Origin of the sequence: Pseudomonas brassicae (assembly GCF_010671725.1) — a bacterium.
Classification (GTDB): Bacteria; Pseudomonadota; Gammaproteobacteria; order Pseudomonadales; family Pseudomonadaceae; genus Aquipseudomonas; species Aquipseudomonas brassicae.
Window position 1 is genome coordinate 1 of the sequence record NZ_JAAHBU010000183.1, and the last position, 13707, is coordinate 13707.

Annotated in this window: 12 protein-coding genes and 2 pseudogenes; 5 read left to right on the forward strand and 9 right to left on the reverse strand. The window is 64.4% G+C overall.

Going from position 1 to position 13707, the window contains the following annotated elements; all coding sequences use genetic code 11:
• Positions 1-39: 39 nt before the first annotated feature.
• From G3436_RS14180 to prlC, 6 genes and pseudogenes are all read right to left on the reverse strand, one after another.
• Positions 40-1574, reverse strand: a pseudogene (locus G3436_RS14180) (SulP family inorganic anion transporter).
• A 187-nt stretch (positions 1575-1761) separates the two neighbouring features.
• Positions 1762-2481 carry a carbonic anhydrase gene (locus G3436_RS14185; RefSeq protein WP_163945978.1) on the reverse strand — a complete coding sequence of 240 codons (720 nt, stop codon included), beginning with the start codon at positions 2479-2481 and terminating at the stop codon, positions 1762-1764.
• A gap of 240 nt (positions 2482-2721) precedes the next feature.
• Positions 2722-3780, reverse strand: coding sequence for a PA0069 family radical SAM protein (locus G3436_RS14190; RefSeq protein WP_163945981.1), 1059 nt, complete (start codon positions 3778-3780; stop codon positions 2722-2724).
• Positions 3781-3859: 79 nt separating this feature from the next.
• Positions 3860-5890: a M3 family metallopeptidase gene (locus G3436_RS14195; RefSeq protein WP_163945984.1), complete on the reverse strand. Its 2031-nt coding sequence runs from the start codon at positions 5888-5890 to the stop codon at positions 3860-3862.
• Positions 5891-6006: 116 nt separating this feature from the next.
• Entirely contained in the window at positions 6007-6270 is a 264-nt protein-coding gene (locus tag G3436_RS14200) for a YheV family putative zinc ribbon protein (RefSeq protein WP_163945987.1), read from the reverse strand.
• Positions 6267-8318: an oligopeptidase A gene (gene prlC / locus G3436_RS14205; protein ID WP_163945990.1), complete on the reverse strand. Its 2052-nt coding sequence runs from the start codon at positions 8316-8318 to the stop codon at positions 6267-6269. Before prlC ends, G3436_RS14200 begins: the two co-directional genes overlap by 4 nt.
• Positions 8319-8408: 90 nt before the next feature.
• Here prlC and G3436_RS14210 point away from each other — a divergent pair.
• Positions 8409-8956: pseudogene (locus G3436_RS14210) on the forward strand (gamma carbonic anhydrase family protein).
• Between the two features lie 29 nt (positions 8957-8985).
• Positions 8986-9636, forward strand: coding sequence for an HAD family hydrolase (locus G3436_RS14215; protein WP_163945993.1), 651 nt, complete (start codon positions 8986-8988; stop codon positions 9634-9636).
• Here G3436_RS14215 and G3436_RS14220 read toward each other — a convergent pair.
• Positions 9588-10766 (reverse strand): aminopeptidase, encoded by a 1179-nt coding sequence (locus G3436_RS14220; RefSeq protein ID WP_163946008.1) that lies wholly within the window; start codon positions 10764-10766, stop codon positions 9588-9590. The genes G3436_RS14215 and G3436_RS14220 overlap by 49 nt on opposite strands.
• A 65-nt stretch (positions 10767-10831) precedes the next feature.
• Here G3436_RS14220 and G3436_RS14225 point away from each other — a divergent pair, with 65 nt between their 5' ends.
• Entirely contained in the window at positions 10832-11245 is a 414-nt protein-coding gene (locus tag G3436_RS14225) for a PA0061/PA0062 family lipoprotein (protein ID WP_163945996.1), read from the forward strand.
• Positions 11246-11296: 51 nt separating this feature from the next.
• Positions 11297-11710, forward strand: coding sequence for a PA0061/PA0062 family lipoprotein (locus G3436_RS14230; RefSeq protein ID WP_163945999.1), 414 nt, complete (start codon positions 11297-11299; stop codon positions 11708-11710).
• A gap of 3 nt (positions 11711-11713) precedes the next feature.
• Here the strand turns inward: G3436_RS14230 and G3436_RS14235 are convergent, their stop codons facing one another.
• Entirely contained in the window at positions 11714-11947 is a 234-nt protein-coding gene (locus G3436_RS14235; RefSeq protein ID WP_163946002.1) for a DUF1161 domain-containing protein, read from the reverse strand.
• 84 nt (positions 11948-12031) lie between these two features.
• Positions 12032-12466: an OsmC family protein gene (locus G3436_RS14240; protein WP_163946005.1), complete on the reverse strand. Its 435-nt coding sequence runs from the start codon at positions 12464-12466 to the stop codon at positions 12032-12034.
• 181 nt (positions 12467-12647) lie between these two features.
• On the opposite strand from G3436_RS14240, the gene G3436_RS14245 reads away from it, so the two are divergent.
• Positions 12648-13652, forward strand: a complete 1005-nt coding sequence (locus tag G3436_RS14245) for an LLM class flavin-dependent oxidoreductase (protein WP_163946006.1) — start codon at positions 12648-12650, stop codon at positions 13650-13652.
• Positions 13653-13707 lie beyond the last annotated feature (55 nt).

Below are 13707 nucleotides of genomic sequence, written 5' to 3' on the forward strand. Positions count from 1 at the left end.
CTGGCTTGCCAGCGAAGGGATCCACTCCATTCTAGAAGATCAGGCGCCCAGGCCTACTGCCGTACGCGCGCGGCCCTCGACCCGCCGCTTCAACCCGCGAGGCTCGATCACCAGGCGCGCACCACTGCCCGCATTTGCTCGCCCCCAATCCTCCAGCAATTCCAGGCACGAATGGTCGATGTAGCTCAGGTTGGCCAGTGGCACATGCAAGGTGGTGCCTGCCGGAATGCCCTCCAGCACCCGGGTCAGCGCCGGCACCTTGAGAAAGGTCGCCGCCCCGCTCAGGCGCAGTTCCAGGTGGCCCGGTTGCTCGCGGCTGCTGACACTGATCTTCAACCGCGCCGCCTTCAGCGCCAGTTTCAGCAAGGTCAGGGCAAAGCCCAGCAATACACCGGTGAGCAGGTCGGTGAAGATGATCGCCAGGGCGGTGGCCGCATAGGTGAACATCGGCATCCGCCCGTAACGTCCCAGCCCGCGAAACGCCTTGAAGTCCACCAGCTTGAAGCCGGTGTACACCAGCACCCCGGCCAGGCTCGCCACCGGAATCTGCTGCAGCAGGCTGCTCAGCACCACCACGAAGGCCAGCAACCACACCCCGTGCAGGATCGCCGACAGGCGCGTCTGCGCACCCGCCTGCACGTTGGCCGAGCTGCGCACGATCACTCCGGTCATGGGCAACGCACCGAGCAGGCCGCACAGCATGTTGCCGATGCCCTGCGCCGACAGCTCACGGTCGAAATCCGAGCGCTGGCCGCTGTGCATGCGGTCTACCGCCGCTGCCGACAGCAGGGTTTCGGCACTGGCGATGAACGCCAGTGCGAAGGCGGCCACCAGCAGCTGTGGGTTGGCCAGGTTGAGCAGGTCGCCGGGCGCAGCCAGTCGATGGCCTCGGCCAGGTTATCCGGCACCACCACGCGATTCACCGGTAGCGCCAGCCACAGGCTCAGCAGGGTCATCAATGCGACACCCAGCAAGGCGCCCGGCACAAAGCGCAGCTTCTGCGGACGCAGCCGTTCCCAGCCCCACATGATCGCAATGGTGCCCAGGCCCAGCACACCGGCCTGCCAGCCGTTGCCGGCGCTTTCCAACGGCAGCGCCTGCATCACCGTCTGCGGGAAACCCATCAGGTTGGCCAGCCCCGACGGTTGCGGGCTGCTGTCGAACATCACGTGTACTTGTGACAACACGATCAGCACGCCGATACCAGCGAGCATGCCGTACACCACCGCCGGTGCCGTGACCCGGAACCAGCACCCCAGGCGCAGGCGCCCAGCCACCAGTTGCAGCAGGCCGGCCAGCAACAGGATCGGCCCCAGCATGGCCACGCCATGCTGGCGCACCAGTTCGAATACCAGCACCGCCAGGCCCGCTGCCGGGCCACTGACCTGCAACGGCGAGCCGGCAATGAAGCCCACCACCAGCCCACCGATGATGCCGGTGATCAGGCCCTTGGCCGGCGGCATGCCCGAGGCGATGGCGATGCCCATGCACAGGGGCAGGGCCACCAGAAACACCACCACTGAAGCGAGCAGTTCACGCGGCAGGGCCGCTTTCAATTGCGTCATATTCACCATAACTCTCCCTAGGATCAGTCACGCCGGGCCAATCCGCTGGCCCCGTGCGCTGCGACAACGCCATCTCGCGGGCAGCCGTCGGCCGCCAGCAGTCCGGCAAGGCATTCAAGAAAATTCAGGACGGCCGACTACCTGGGCTGCACGCGAACGTGCAGCCTGCAGTCACCCTGGGTTGAAAGGGCTGTGGCTAGTAGCGCCCGCGTGGCGTGGCGCAAGGGATCGGCTGGCCGCTCTGCAACGGCAGGAAGCGATCGCTCACGGCGTCATAGGCGGTGATTTCGCTGGTTTCGATGTCGTAGATCCAGCCATGGATGTACAACTGGCCGGCTGCCAGGCGCGAGGCAACCGAAGGGTGGGTGCGCAAGTGCTGAAGCTGGGCGATGACGTTTTCCTTGGTCAGCACCTGCATGCTCTCGTGCTCGGTGCCGCAATGGCAGTTGTCTTCGACCACGGTGCGTGCCACTTCGGCATGACGCAGCCAGGCCTTGACCGTCGGCATCTTCTCCAGGCTCTGCGGGTTGAGTACCGCACGCATGGCACCACAGTCGGAGTGACCGCACACGATGATGTGCTGTACACCCAGGGCCATCACCGCGTATTCGATGGCCGTGGACACGCCGCCGTTCATCTGCCCGTAAGGTGGCACCACGTTACCGACGTTGCGGGTCACGAACAGATCGCCCGGCGAGCTCTGGGTAATCAGTTCGGGCACGATGCGCGAGTCTGCACAGGTAATGAACATCGCCCGCGGGGTTTGCGCGGTAGCGAGCTTCTTGAACAGTTCTTCCTGCTGCGGGAAGACTTCGTGATGGAAGTGCAAAAAGCCGTCGACGATATGCTTCAGTGCGGCATCGGCGCTTTCGGCTTGATCAGCCGGGCCGTTTGGAGAGGGGTCCTGGTCGTGCATTGTTGATCCTCTTTGACGGTTTCAAGGTAAGTCCATTTTACCGGTTTAAGATTCAGGCACTGCATGAACGTTGGATGACGCGCGCCGTCCATTGATCACACTCGGTTGCCTGATTTCTCACGCTACGCGGCGAAACTTAACTCAAACTGAATTCGGAGGCTCTAGAACGGGCGTTCCAGATGTTTTAGGCGGGCCCTGAATAGTATCAAAAAACCATTAATGGCCACTACCCATTATTTCTCAGAGTAGCGAAAGCTGCCCACCGGGCGGGCAGAAAGCCGTGCAGTCGAGCGCATGGCCTTCGCGCCGATTCAGCCCCAAACGGCGGATGGCCTTTGCAAAGCGTTGCGCCAGCAAGTCGGCGAATACCCCCTCGCCCCGCATGCGTGCGCCGAAACGGCTGTCGTACAGGTCACCGCCGCGGCTCTGGCGAATCAGGCTCAGTACATGGGTGGCACGCTGCGGGTAATGGTCGTGCAGCCACTGCTCGAACAGGGGCGCCACCTCCAGTGGCAGGCGCAGCAGCATGTAGGCTGCGCTGAGTGCGCCAGCCTCGCTGGCCGCCTCGAGCAGGTGTTCCAACTCGCTGTCGTTGATCATCGGGATCATTGGCGAGCACAGCACGCCCACCGGCACCCCGGCCTCGCGCATCACCCGGATCGCCCGCAGCCGCGCCCCCGGCGCCGCGGCACGTGGCTCCAGAGTACGCTTGAGCGCATCGTCCAGCGTGGTCAGGCTGATCATCACCGACACCAGCCGCTGCTGCGCCAGCGCTGCCAGCAGGTCGAGGTCACGCAGGATCAACGCGCCCTTGGTCACGATGGTCACCGGGTGGCGGTAGCGCAGCAGCACTTCGAGCAGGCGGCGGGTCAGTTGCTGCTCGCGCTCGATGGGCTGATAGGGGTCGGTGTTGGAGCCCAGGTTGATCGGCGCGCACACATAGCCCTTTTTTGACAACTGCTGCTCCAGCACCGCCGCCGCATTGGTCTTGGCGATCAGCTTGGTCTCGAAATCGAGCCCCGGCGAGAGGTCCCAGTAGGCGTGGCTGGGGCGTGCGTAGCAGTAGATGCAGCCATGCTCGCAACCGCGATAGGGGTTGATGGAGCGGTCGAAGGGCAGGTCGGGCGAGGTATTGCGGGTAATGATGGTCTTGGCCGTCTCGATGCGCACCTCGGTGCCCTGGGTCAGCGGCACCTCCTGGTACCAGCCGTCGTCCTCGGCCACCGAGCGGTTCGGGGCAAAGCGGTTGTGCGGATTGTGCGTGGTACCACGACCGCGCACGGGTGCCGGACTGGCCATGGCGAACACCTCGATACTGTTTTTATATACAGTACACGGATGCCGCCACTTCCTCCAGCGCCGCCTGGCGGGCCGCGGCTCAATCGCTGTCGGGGGCGATCAGGCCGTTCCACGTCAAGAACGGCAGCGGGCTCAGCGCACGGCCGCGAAACGCCTCGAAGTTCTCGCTCATCGGCCGCAGCGTACCGGGCGCGACAAGGGTCTGCAGCATCGCACGGCCGGTGGCCGGGTTGAGCACGCCTTCGCGCTCGAAGCGCTCGAACGCATCGATCGCATACACCCGAGACCACAGGTAACTGTAGTAGCCGGCCTCATAACCACTGACCAGGTGATCGAAGGCGCTGGCGGGCCGTTCGAAGTCGGCCAGCGGCCACGGCGAAACCTGCGCATGGGTGTCCTTGAAGAGCTGCTGCAGGCTGCGCGTTTCGTCAGGGTGCAGGTGCAAGTGCATGTCGAACAGGGCGCGCACCAGGTCCCGCGTCAGGGTCAGGCTTTCCTGCTCGCGGGCGTGCTCCAGAAAGCCCTGCAGCAGGCTGGGCGCCAGCGCCTGCCCGCTCTGGTAATGCGCCGCGATGGTCACCAGGTACTCGGCCGACCAGCACCAGCGCTCCAGCAACTCGCTGACCAGTTCGAGGCCGTCCTGGCCCAGGCTGTCGAGGTCGGTCAGGCGATAGTCGGTGGTCGTCACCAGCAGTTGATGCAGACAGTGACCAAACTCGTGGTAGAGCTTGCGCAGGTCCAGGTGAGTCAGCAGCGCCGGCGCCCCGTCAGCCCCCCGCTGTGCCGAACTCACCAGTACCGCTGCGGCTTTGTGAAAGCGCCCTTCGGCATCCACGTGGCGGTTCCACAGGCGCAGGGTCCAGACGTAATCGTCCTTGCCCTCACGCGACAGTGCGTCGACATACAGGTAGCCGATCAGCGCGTGGTCCTGGTAGGCCTCGTACGCTCGGACGTCGGGGTGCCAGGTCTGCAGGGCCTGGCTGGGGCGCAGTTGCACGTTGAACAGGGTACCTGCCAGGTCCACCAGGGCCTGCAGCACACGCTCGAAGCAGAAGTACTCGCGAAACGCCTGGGCCGACAGCGCCAACGGATGCTGGCGCGACTGCTGCGTGCAGTAAGCAACATCCCAGGGCTGCAGCTCGCCCATGCCATGCTCCAGGCAATACGCGAGCAAGCGCTGTTTCTGCCGCGCCAGCAACGGCTTGCTCTGGCGCACCAGGTCGTGGAGAAACGCCACGACCTGGGCAGTGGAGCCCACCGTCTTGGTCTGCAGGCTGAGCTCGGCGGCGTTGGCAAAACCGAGCAGCCGCGCGTGCTCGTGCCGCAGCGCGGTCAGCTCGCTGAGCAGCAGCCCGTTGTCTGGCGCCGCGTCCAGATCGCAGGCGCGGCTGTGATAGGCGGTGTACACCTGCTGGCGCAGGTCGCGGTCTTCGGCCTGCTCCAAAATGGCGCTGCAAGAGGCCTCTTCAAGCGTTACCCACCAGCCTTCCAGGCCACGCTCCCTGGCCTTTTCGGCCATCGCCGCACGCTCCAGGGCGCCCACCCCACGCAGGCGCGCAGGGTCGCTGATCAACAGGCCCCAGGCACGCGTGGCGGCGCCCAGGTTGTCGAAGAAGCGCATTTGCAGGGTGCGCAGGGTGCTTTGGATGTCCAGCACGCGGGCACGCTGAGCAGCCGGCAGGCGTGCCCCGCTGAGGCGGAACTTCTTGAGCGCCTGCTGCAACGAAACCTTGCGCGCCGGGCTGAAGTTGACGCCATGGGCACTGGCCGCCAGGTGCTCATAGCGCTCGAACAGCGCGGTGTTCTGCCATTTTTCCTGGGCATGGGCCTTGGTCAGCAGCCAGCACGCATCCACGGCGGCGTTCCACTCGCTGCCCCGGGCATGCAGGGTGATGATGATGTTCATCGCCTGGTTGAGGCGCGCATCAAGCGCGTCCACGGCCATCACCAGGTCATCCCAGGTGGGCAACTGGCGCTGGCTGAGAATGATGGCGTCGAGCGCCACGCGGTTGTCGCGGATGATCTGCTCGATCGCAGGCTGCAGGTGTTCGAGGCGGATGGCCGCGTAGGGCGGTGGGTCGAGCGGGCCGAGCAGGGGATTGGGGCGCATGGTGCAGATCCTTGAGTGACGGGGTAGACCCCGTCACTTTCAAGAATTGCCCGCTACACAGGTGCTAGCTATGTACCTCGCGTGCGCTGGCCAGCCAGCGCCAAGGGCATCGCCGGCTACTGGGGCTTTTTCAGCTTGGGGTTGGGGAAGAACTGCACCGTCTGCACCGCAGGCGTGGGTGCCTTGGCCTCGGCCTGGTTGACCCGTGTACCCAGCTCCTTGGGCACCGACAGGCCCTGCTCGTTGAGGGTGTCGGCAAACCCGCAGGCCACGCACTCACGGTGTGGCACGCTGTCTTCGCTCCACATCATCAGTTTGTCCGGCTCGCTGCACGCCGGGCAGACCGCCCCGGCGATAAAGCGCTTCTTGGTCTTGCTCATGCCGCCACGTCCTCGCTCAGGCCGCAATGGCGCAGCAATGCATCGATCGACGGCTCGCGACCACGGAAGTCGACGAACAGCAGCATCGGTTCCTGCGAACCACCACGGGCCAGGATCGCCTCGCGAAAGGCTCGGCCGGTATCGGCGTTGAGCACGCCGTCTTCCTCGAAGCGCGAGAACGCATCGGCCGACAGCACCTCAGCCCACTTGTAGCTGTAGTAACCGGCTGCGTAACCACCGGCGAAGATGTGCGCAAAACTGTTGGGGAAGCGGTTGTAGGCCGGTGGGCGCATCACCGAGACTTCGTCGCGGATGCCTTCGAGCACCTCCAGCACGCTGCGGCCATCACCGTGGCTGGCATGCAGTTCGAAGTCGAACAGCGAGAACTCCAGCTGGCGCACCATCATCAGGCCCGACTGGAAGTTCTTCGCCGCCAGCATCTTTTGCAGCAGGTCCTGGGGCAGTGCTGCGCCACTTTCATAGTGACCGGAGATCAGCGCCAGACCTTCAGGCTCCCAGCACCAGTTTTCCATGAACTGGCTCGGCAGCTCGACCGCGTCCCATGCCACACCGTTGATGCCCGACACACCGGCATGCTCGATGCGGGTCAGCAGGTGATGCAGGCCGTGGCCGAACTCGTGGAACAGCGTAGTGACTTCATCGTGGGTCAACAGCGCCGGCTTGCCAGGGGCGGCCGGAGTGAAGTTGCACACCAGGTTGGCCACCGGGCTCTGCAGGCTGCCTTGGGCGGTGCGCCGGCGGTCGCGGGCACCGTCCATCCACGCCCCGCCACGCTTGTTGGCGCGGGCATACAGGTCGAAGAAGAAGCGCCCGACGTGCTGGCCGTGTTCCTTGATCTCGAACAGGCGCACGTCCGGGTGCCAGGTATCGAAGCCCTTGAGTTCGGCGATCTCGATGCCGTACAGGCGCTGCACGATGGCGAACAGGCCCGACAGCACCGTGTCGATCGGGAAGTAGGCGCGCAGGGTTTCCTGGCTCACGCTGTAGCGCTGCTCGCGCAGTTTCTCGCCGTAGAAGCCGCTGTCCCAGCTCTGCAGGTCGGGGCAGCCCTGCTCGGCGGCATAGGCCTTGAGCTGGGCCAGGTCCTGCACGGCAAACGGCTTGCTGCGCTTGGCCAGATCGCGCAGGAAGCTCAACACCTGATCGCTCGACTCGGCCATCTTGGTAGCCAGGCTCAGCTCGGCAAAGTTGGCGTAACCCAGCAGCTCGGCCAATTCCTGGCGCAGGTCGAGGAGTTCGCGCATCACCGGGCCGTTGTCGAACTGGCCGGCATTCGGGCCCTGGTCCGAGGCACGCGTGCAGTAGGCGGCGTAGATTTCTTCACGCAGCGCACGGTCGTGGGCGTAGGTCATCACTGCGTAGTAGCTGGGGAACTCCAGGCTGATCAACCAGCCGTCCAGGCCCTTGGCCTGCGCGGCAGCGGCCATCTGCGCCTTGGCCGAGTCGGTCAGGCCGGCCAGTGCGGCCTCGTCAGTGACGTGCTTGGTCCAGGCCTGGGTGGCGTCGAGCAACTGGTTGGAAAAGCGGCTGCCCAGTTCCGACAGCTTGCTCTGCACGTCGGCGTAGCGTTTCTGCTGGTCGACGGGCAGGTCGATACCCGACAGGCGGAAGTCGCGCAGGGCGTGCTCGAGGATGGTTTTCTGCGCCACATCGAAGCCGGCGGCCTCGGGGCTGGCGATCAACGCTTCATAGGCCTGGAACAGCGCGCGGTTCTGGCCCATTTCGGTGGCGTAGGCGCTCAGGGCCGGCAGGCAGGCCTCGTAGGCCTCGCGCAGCTCGGCGCTGTTGCACACGGCGTTGAGGTGGCTGACCGGGCTCCAGGCGGCGCCCAGGCGGTCGTTGAGTTCGTCCATGGCCAGCACCAGGCCGGCCCAGGTGGGGTTCTGCCCTTGGGTTTCGAGGATCGAGGCGATGGCACTGCGGTTGTCGGCCAGGATCTGTTCGATCGCCGGCAGCACATGCTCGGCACGGATCGCCGAGAAGGGCGGCAGGTCATAAGACTGCAGAAGCGGGTTGTTCGCACTCACGGTTAAACACCTTGGCAGAAGAAACACGCGACCATCTTAATTACAATCGACGCTGACCGCAGCTATCAGCCTTGAAGAGAGACGCTATTAATGGCCATTCGCAGCTTCCAGCACCACACCCCACGCCTTGGCGCCCGCGCCTTCGTCGACCGCAGCGCGGTAGTACTGGGGGATGTCGAGATCGGCGAAGACAGCTCGGTGTGGCCATTGACGGTGATTCGCGGCGATATGCACCGTATCCGCATCGGCGCACGCACCAGCGTGCAGGACGCCAGCGTGCTGCACATCACCCACGCCGGGCCCTTCAACCCCGAGGGTTTCCCGCTGTTGATCGGCGATGAGGTAACCATTGGTCACAAAGTCATGCTGCATGGCTGCACCCTGGGCAACCGGATCCTGGTGGGCATGGGCAGCACCATCATGGACGCGCGGTGGTGGAAGACGAGGTGATCATCGGTGCTGGCAGCCTGGTGCCGCCGGGCAAGCGCCTGCTCAGTGGTTTTCTGTACGTGGGCAGCCCGGTGAAGCAGGCGCGCGCATTGACCGACAAGGAGCGCGCGTTCTTCCCCTACAGCGCCGGCAACTACGTCAAGCTCAAGGACCAGCACCTGGCCGAAGGCTACGACCGCGCCGAGTAAGTTATCCACAGCCCTTTTTCGAGATTGCCATGCACCAGCACAACATCCTGTTCGACCTTGACGGCACATTGACCGACCCACGCGAAGGCATCACCCGTTCGATCCAGTACGCCTTGGCCAACCTGGGCATCGACGAACCGGACCTGACGCGCCTGGAACACTTCATCGGGCCGCCGCTGCTGCAGGCGTTCATGCAGTTCTACGGGTTCGACGAAGCAAAGGCCTGGCAGGCGGTGAATTTCTACCGCGAGCGCTTCAAGGTCACCGGGCTGTATGAAAACCGTGTGTTCGAGGGGGTGAATGAATTGCTCGAAGGCCTGCAGGGGCAGGGGCGCACGTTGTACATCGCCACCTCCAAGCCGTGGGAGTTTGCCCGCGAGATTGCCCGGCATTTCGATTTTGCCCGGCATTTCAAGGTGATCTATGGCAGCGAACTGGATGGCACGCGCACCAACAAGGTGGAGCTGATTGCGCACCTGCTGGAGCAAGAGCAACTGGACCCGGCGCAGACGCTGATGATCGGCGACCGCAAGCACGACCTGATCGGTGCGCGCAGCAACGGCCTGGAGGCGGTAGCGGTGGGGTATGGGTTTGGCAGCCATGAAGAATTGACGGCGCAGCAGCCGGCCTATCATTTCCAGACCCTGGATGAGCTGCATCGGGCGTTCATGCAGTCTTGAGGGTACCGGCTCCTACAGGGCAGGCGACCCACCGTAGGAGCGGCGTTGCCGGCGAAGCGTTTCAGGGCCTGCTGGCGCTGCTCGAACGGCAACCGCCCCCACGCCTCAACCCGCCGATAGAACGCCGACCAATCCCCGCCGACCTCGGCAAACAACGCCGCAAACGCCGGCACCCACTGGTCATACAGCCCGAACGGCAACAACTTGGCATTGTTCAGCGGCGCATTGATCCACGCGTCATAACGCGTGTCGCCCGCCCAGCGCGCATCACGCAGGGCACGATACTCGGCGCGCAGGCGTTCGAATTCGGCCTGCTTGCGCGCACGCATCGCCGGCGCCTCCAGCGGCTGCGCATACAACAGCTTGAGCCGCTCGCGACTGGCCAGCACCAGCCCGACGAACTCGTCACGCTGGCGCCCGGCACCTGCCGACAATGGCGCCAAGCCCCGCGCCACACGCCACTGCCGCGCGCCTTGCTGCTCGACAAAGGTGGCAAACGACTCGTTGAACGCCGTGTCGTCCTTCACATACACGCGCTGGTGCGCCAGCTCATGGAAGATCACCGTGGCCAGGCGCTCATCCCCCCAACCCAGCATCGAGCTCAGAATCGGGTCGTCGAACCAGCCCAGGGTCGAATACGCCTCGACCCCGCCCACATACACATCCAGCCCCTGCACCTTCTGCAGCGCCGCCGCCCCACGCGCGCCGCCCTGGCTGTAATAGCCGCGGTAGGCCACGCAACCGGCAATCGGGAAGCAGTAGGTGTGTGGTTGCAGCGAAAACTCCGGCGTGGCGAACACGTTCCACACCACGAACGGCCGCCCGATATCGGCGTACACCTGGTAACTGCGGTTGTCCGGCAGCTTCAGCTGATGGCTGGCAAACGCCCGTGCCTGTTGCGCCTGCACCAGGTGCTGGCGCAACGCAGGCGCTGTCGCCGGGTCGGCCACCAGCGCTGCCACCGGCTCGCGCGCACGCAACAGCTGCCATTGCCCGCTCGCCAGCTGGCTGTAATAGCTCACGCTGGCACAACCGTTGAGCAGGCCAAGCAGCAACACGGGAACCAACCGCCGAAAAACGCGGTCGAGTGCCCCAGGGCTTGAGCGCAACCAGAGAAAAATTCGAATCATGTGCAGGGACGTCTCGCTCAAGTGCTCATCGGCCCAAGACTATCCTGCCCGCCCGGAGTTTTGCCATGCGTACGATGCTCGTTGCCAGCGCTGTGCTGGTCCTGACCGGCTGTGCCGGCCTGCCGCCCGCCGACCCGAACCAGGCCTGGGTCGATCTTGCCCCTGGCGCCGACGATACCCTGCATGCCCTGCAAGTGGACGAACGCGCCTGGGCCGATACCCGCTACTTTGAAGTGGCACCGGGCAGCCATGAGCTGACCGTGCGCTATCAGTTCCCGGTGGCGCCGAGCAATATCGGCCCGGTCGATGAACCACTGTGGCGCGATTGCCAGCTGAACGTGAAGTTCAAGGACTTCAATGCCGGTCAACGCTATCGGCTTGAAGCCGGAAGCATTGGTTTGCGGCCATGGGCCAAGCTCTATGACGGGCAGCGCAAGCTGGTAGGCACCGGCTTGCCGGCGGGCTGCCAGCGCACCTGAGGGCCCAATGGCGCTATGCTTGTAACTTGAAGCCCGCCAGTGGAGATCGCCATGCGCCAGCCCATGATGCTGCTAGCCATCAGTACCCTGGGGGCGTGTGCCAGCCCCTTGCCGCCCGTCGATAGCAAGCAGGCCTGGATCGACCTTTACACCGTCACGCCGGGCAAGGTGCTGATGGCCGACCGACTCGATGGCCAGCGCCTGAACGACGGGCGGTTCTTTCAGGTCACGCCCGGCATGCACGAGCTCACCGTGCGCTTCGACTTCGAGGTCTACGCCGGCGGCTTCACCACCGACCCTACCGAGCGCACCTGCTACCTCAAGATCCGCTACGACGGCTTCCAGGCCGGCCAGCGCTACCGCATCGAGGCCCGCGCACCCGCCATGCAGCCCAGTGCCTACCTGTATGACGCGCAGCGCAAGGTGGTCGCCGAGGAACAGAACGACATCTTCTGTATCCCCTGACAGCTAGCGGTCGTTTTTCTGGTAGATGATCTTCTTGGTGCCGTTCGCGCAGCTACCCACCACCATGTTCTGGTCGTGGACTTCATCGTTGCTGACGATTTCAAGGGTGTAGGAAGGGACATTGTTGGCCTGGATCTTGGCTTCGATCTCGGCCTTGAGCGCTTCGCAGTCCTTGGGCGCCGCCAGTGCAGCGGTAGCCAGCAGCGAGGCGAGCAGGGCGGTTACTATACGGATCATCGGGCAGCTCCTTGTGGCGGCAGACCATCTGCCGACAGTCATTGGACCACAAGAAGCCGTGCGGGGTTCTGATCTGCGCCAGCGTCAGTCCACCAGGGTGGCGTCCAGGCTGATCTGTGCCTTGAGCACCTTGGATACCGGGCAGCCCGCCTTGGCCTTGTTGGCCAATTCCTCGAACTTCGCCTTGTCGGCACCCGGTACCTTGGCCTTGAGGATCAGGTGCACCTTGGTGATGGCAAACCCATCGGACAACTTTTCAAGCGTCACTTCGGCAATGGTATCGATGCGGTCGGCGGTCAGCCCGGCTTCACCGAGTATCATCGACAAGGCCATGGAGAAGCAGCCTGCATGGGCTGCACCGATCAATTCTTCGGGGTTGGTCCCAGGCTGGTTTTCAAAGCGGGTATTGAAGCCATAGGGGTTGTTTCTCAGTGAATTGCTTTCGGTAGAGATCGTGCCCTTGCCGTCCTTCAGCCCACCTTCCCAAACGGCGGATGCTGTCTTTTTTATCTCGCTCATAAAGCCTCCTGAATGCCTGAGGGCGCGGGGGATCGCACCTGGCGTTAAATTCAGAGGGCGGTGACTCGGGCAAGTTCAGCCCGATTGTGGGTACCGGGCATTGAATACCGGTGATATGCCCATACAGAGTCAGAAAGGTCGCAGCATGCTGTCGCCACCCACTCAGGAGGCGTACACGCTCATGACGCGACTCGCGGACATCAAATATTCCACCCTCGACCTGGTGCCCGTGCGCCAGGACAGTGGCCCGGCCCAGTCCCTGCGCAACTCGCTGGACCTGGCGCAGCACGTGGAGCGCTTCGGCTACAACCGCTTCTGGGTGGCCGAGCACCACAACATGGACGGCATCGCCAGTTCGGCCACCTCGGTACTGCTGGGCTACCTGGCCGGCGGCACCTCGACGATTCGCGTGGGGGCGGGCGGGGTGATGCTGCCCAACCATGCGCCACTGGTGATTGCCGAACAGTTCGGCACCCTGGCCAGCCTGTACCCGGGCCGGATCGACCTGGGCCTTGGGCGTGCACCGGGCTCCGACCAGATGACCGCCCGCGCCCTGCGCCGCGAGCGCTCGGGCAGCGCAGACGACTTCCCCGATGACGTCGAGGAACTGGTGCGCTACCTGGGGCCACGTACCCCCGACCAGAAAGTCATTGCCGTGCCGGGGTATGGCACCGAGGTGCCGATCTGGCTGTTGGGGTCGAGCCTGTTCAGTGCGCAACTGGCGGGGATGCGGGGGTTGCCGTACGCATTTGCTTCGCACTTTGCACCGCGCATGATGCATGAGGCTATCCGCGTCTATCGCAATCACTTCAAGCCGTCTGCGGTGCTGGACAAGCCGTATGTGATGCTCGGCGTACCACTGGTGGCAGCCGATACCGACGAGCAGGCCGACTACCTGGCCACGTCGGTGTACCAGCGCATCCTGGCGTTGATGCGTGGGCAGAGCCTGGTGCAGCGCCCGCCGGTCGACAGCATGGATGGCCTGTGGTTACCGCACGAGCGTGAGGCAGTGGGGAGTTTCCTGGGGCTGGCGATGGTCGGCGGGCCCGAGAAGATCCGCGCCAAGCTGGAGGTGCTGCTGGAGCAGACCGGGGCGGACGAGCTGATCGTTACCTGCGACCTGTATGAGCATGCGGACCGGATCCGCTCGTACGAGATCCTGTCTCAGGTCATGCAGGGCGCCTGAGGGCCTCTTCGCTGGCAAGCCGGCTCCCACAACCTGTGGGAGCCTGTGGGAGCCG

Bases quoted from the DNA above. Each gene is read 5' to 3' on its own strand.
- G3436_RS14185 (WP_163945978.1), bottom strand. From the start codon at position 2,481: ATGCACGACCAGGACCCCTCTCCAAACGGCCCGGCTGATCAAGCCGAA.
- G3436_RS14190 (WP_163945981.1), bottom strand. From the start codon at position 3,780: ATGGCCAGTCCGGCACCCGTGCGCGGTCGTGGTACCACGCACAATCCG.
- G3436_RS14195 (WP_163945984.1), bottom strand. From the start codon at position 5,890: ATGCGCCCCAATCCCCTGCTCGGCCCGCTCGACCCACCGCCCTACGCG.
- G3436_RS14200 (WP_163945987.1), bottom strand. From the start codon at position 6,270: ATGAGCAAGACCAAGAAGCGCTTTATCGCCGGGGCGGTCTGCCCGGCG.
- G3436_RS14215 (WP_163945993.1), top strand. From the start codon at position 8,986: ATGCACCAGCACAACATCCTGTTCGACCTTGACGGCACATTGACCGAC.
- G3436_RS14220 (WP_163946008.1), bottom strand. From the start codon at position 10,766: ATGATTCGAATTTTTCTCTGGTTGCGCTCAAGCCCTGGGGCACTCGAC.
- G3436_RS14225 (WP_163945996.1), top strand. From the start codon at position 10,832: ATGCGTACGATGCTCGTTGCCAGCGCTGTGCTGGTCCTGACCGGCTGT.
- G3436_RS14230 (WP_163945999.1), top strand. From the start codon at position 11,297: ATGCGCCAGCCCATGATGCTGCTAGCCATCAGTACCCTGGGGGCGTGT.
- G3436_RS14235 (WP_163946002.1), bottom strand. From the start codon at position 11,947: ATGATCCGTATAGTAACCGCCCTGCTCGCCTCGCTGCTGGCTACCGCT.
- G3436_RS14240 (WP_163946005.1), bottom strand. From the start codon at position 12,466: ATGAGCGAGATAAAAAAGACAGCATCCGCCGTTTGGGAAGGTGGGCTG.
- G3436_RS14245 (WP_163946006.1), top strand. From the start codon at position 12,648: ATGACGCGACTCGCGGACATCAAATATTCCACCCTCGACCTGGTGCCC.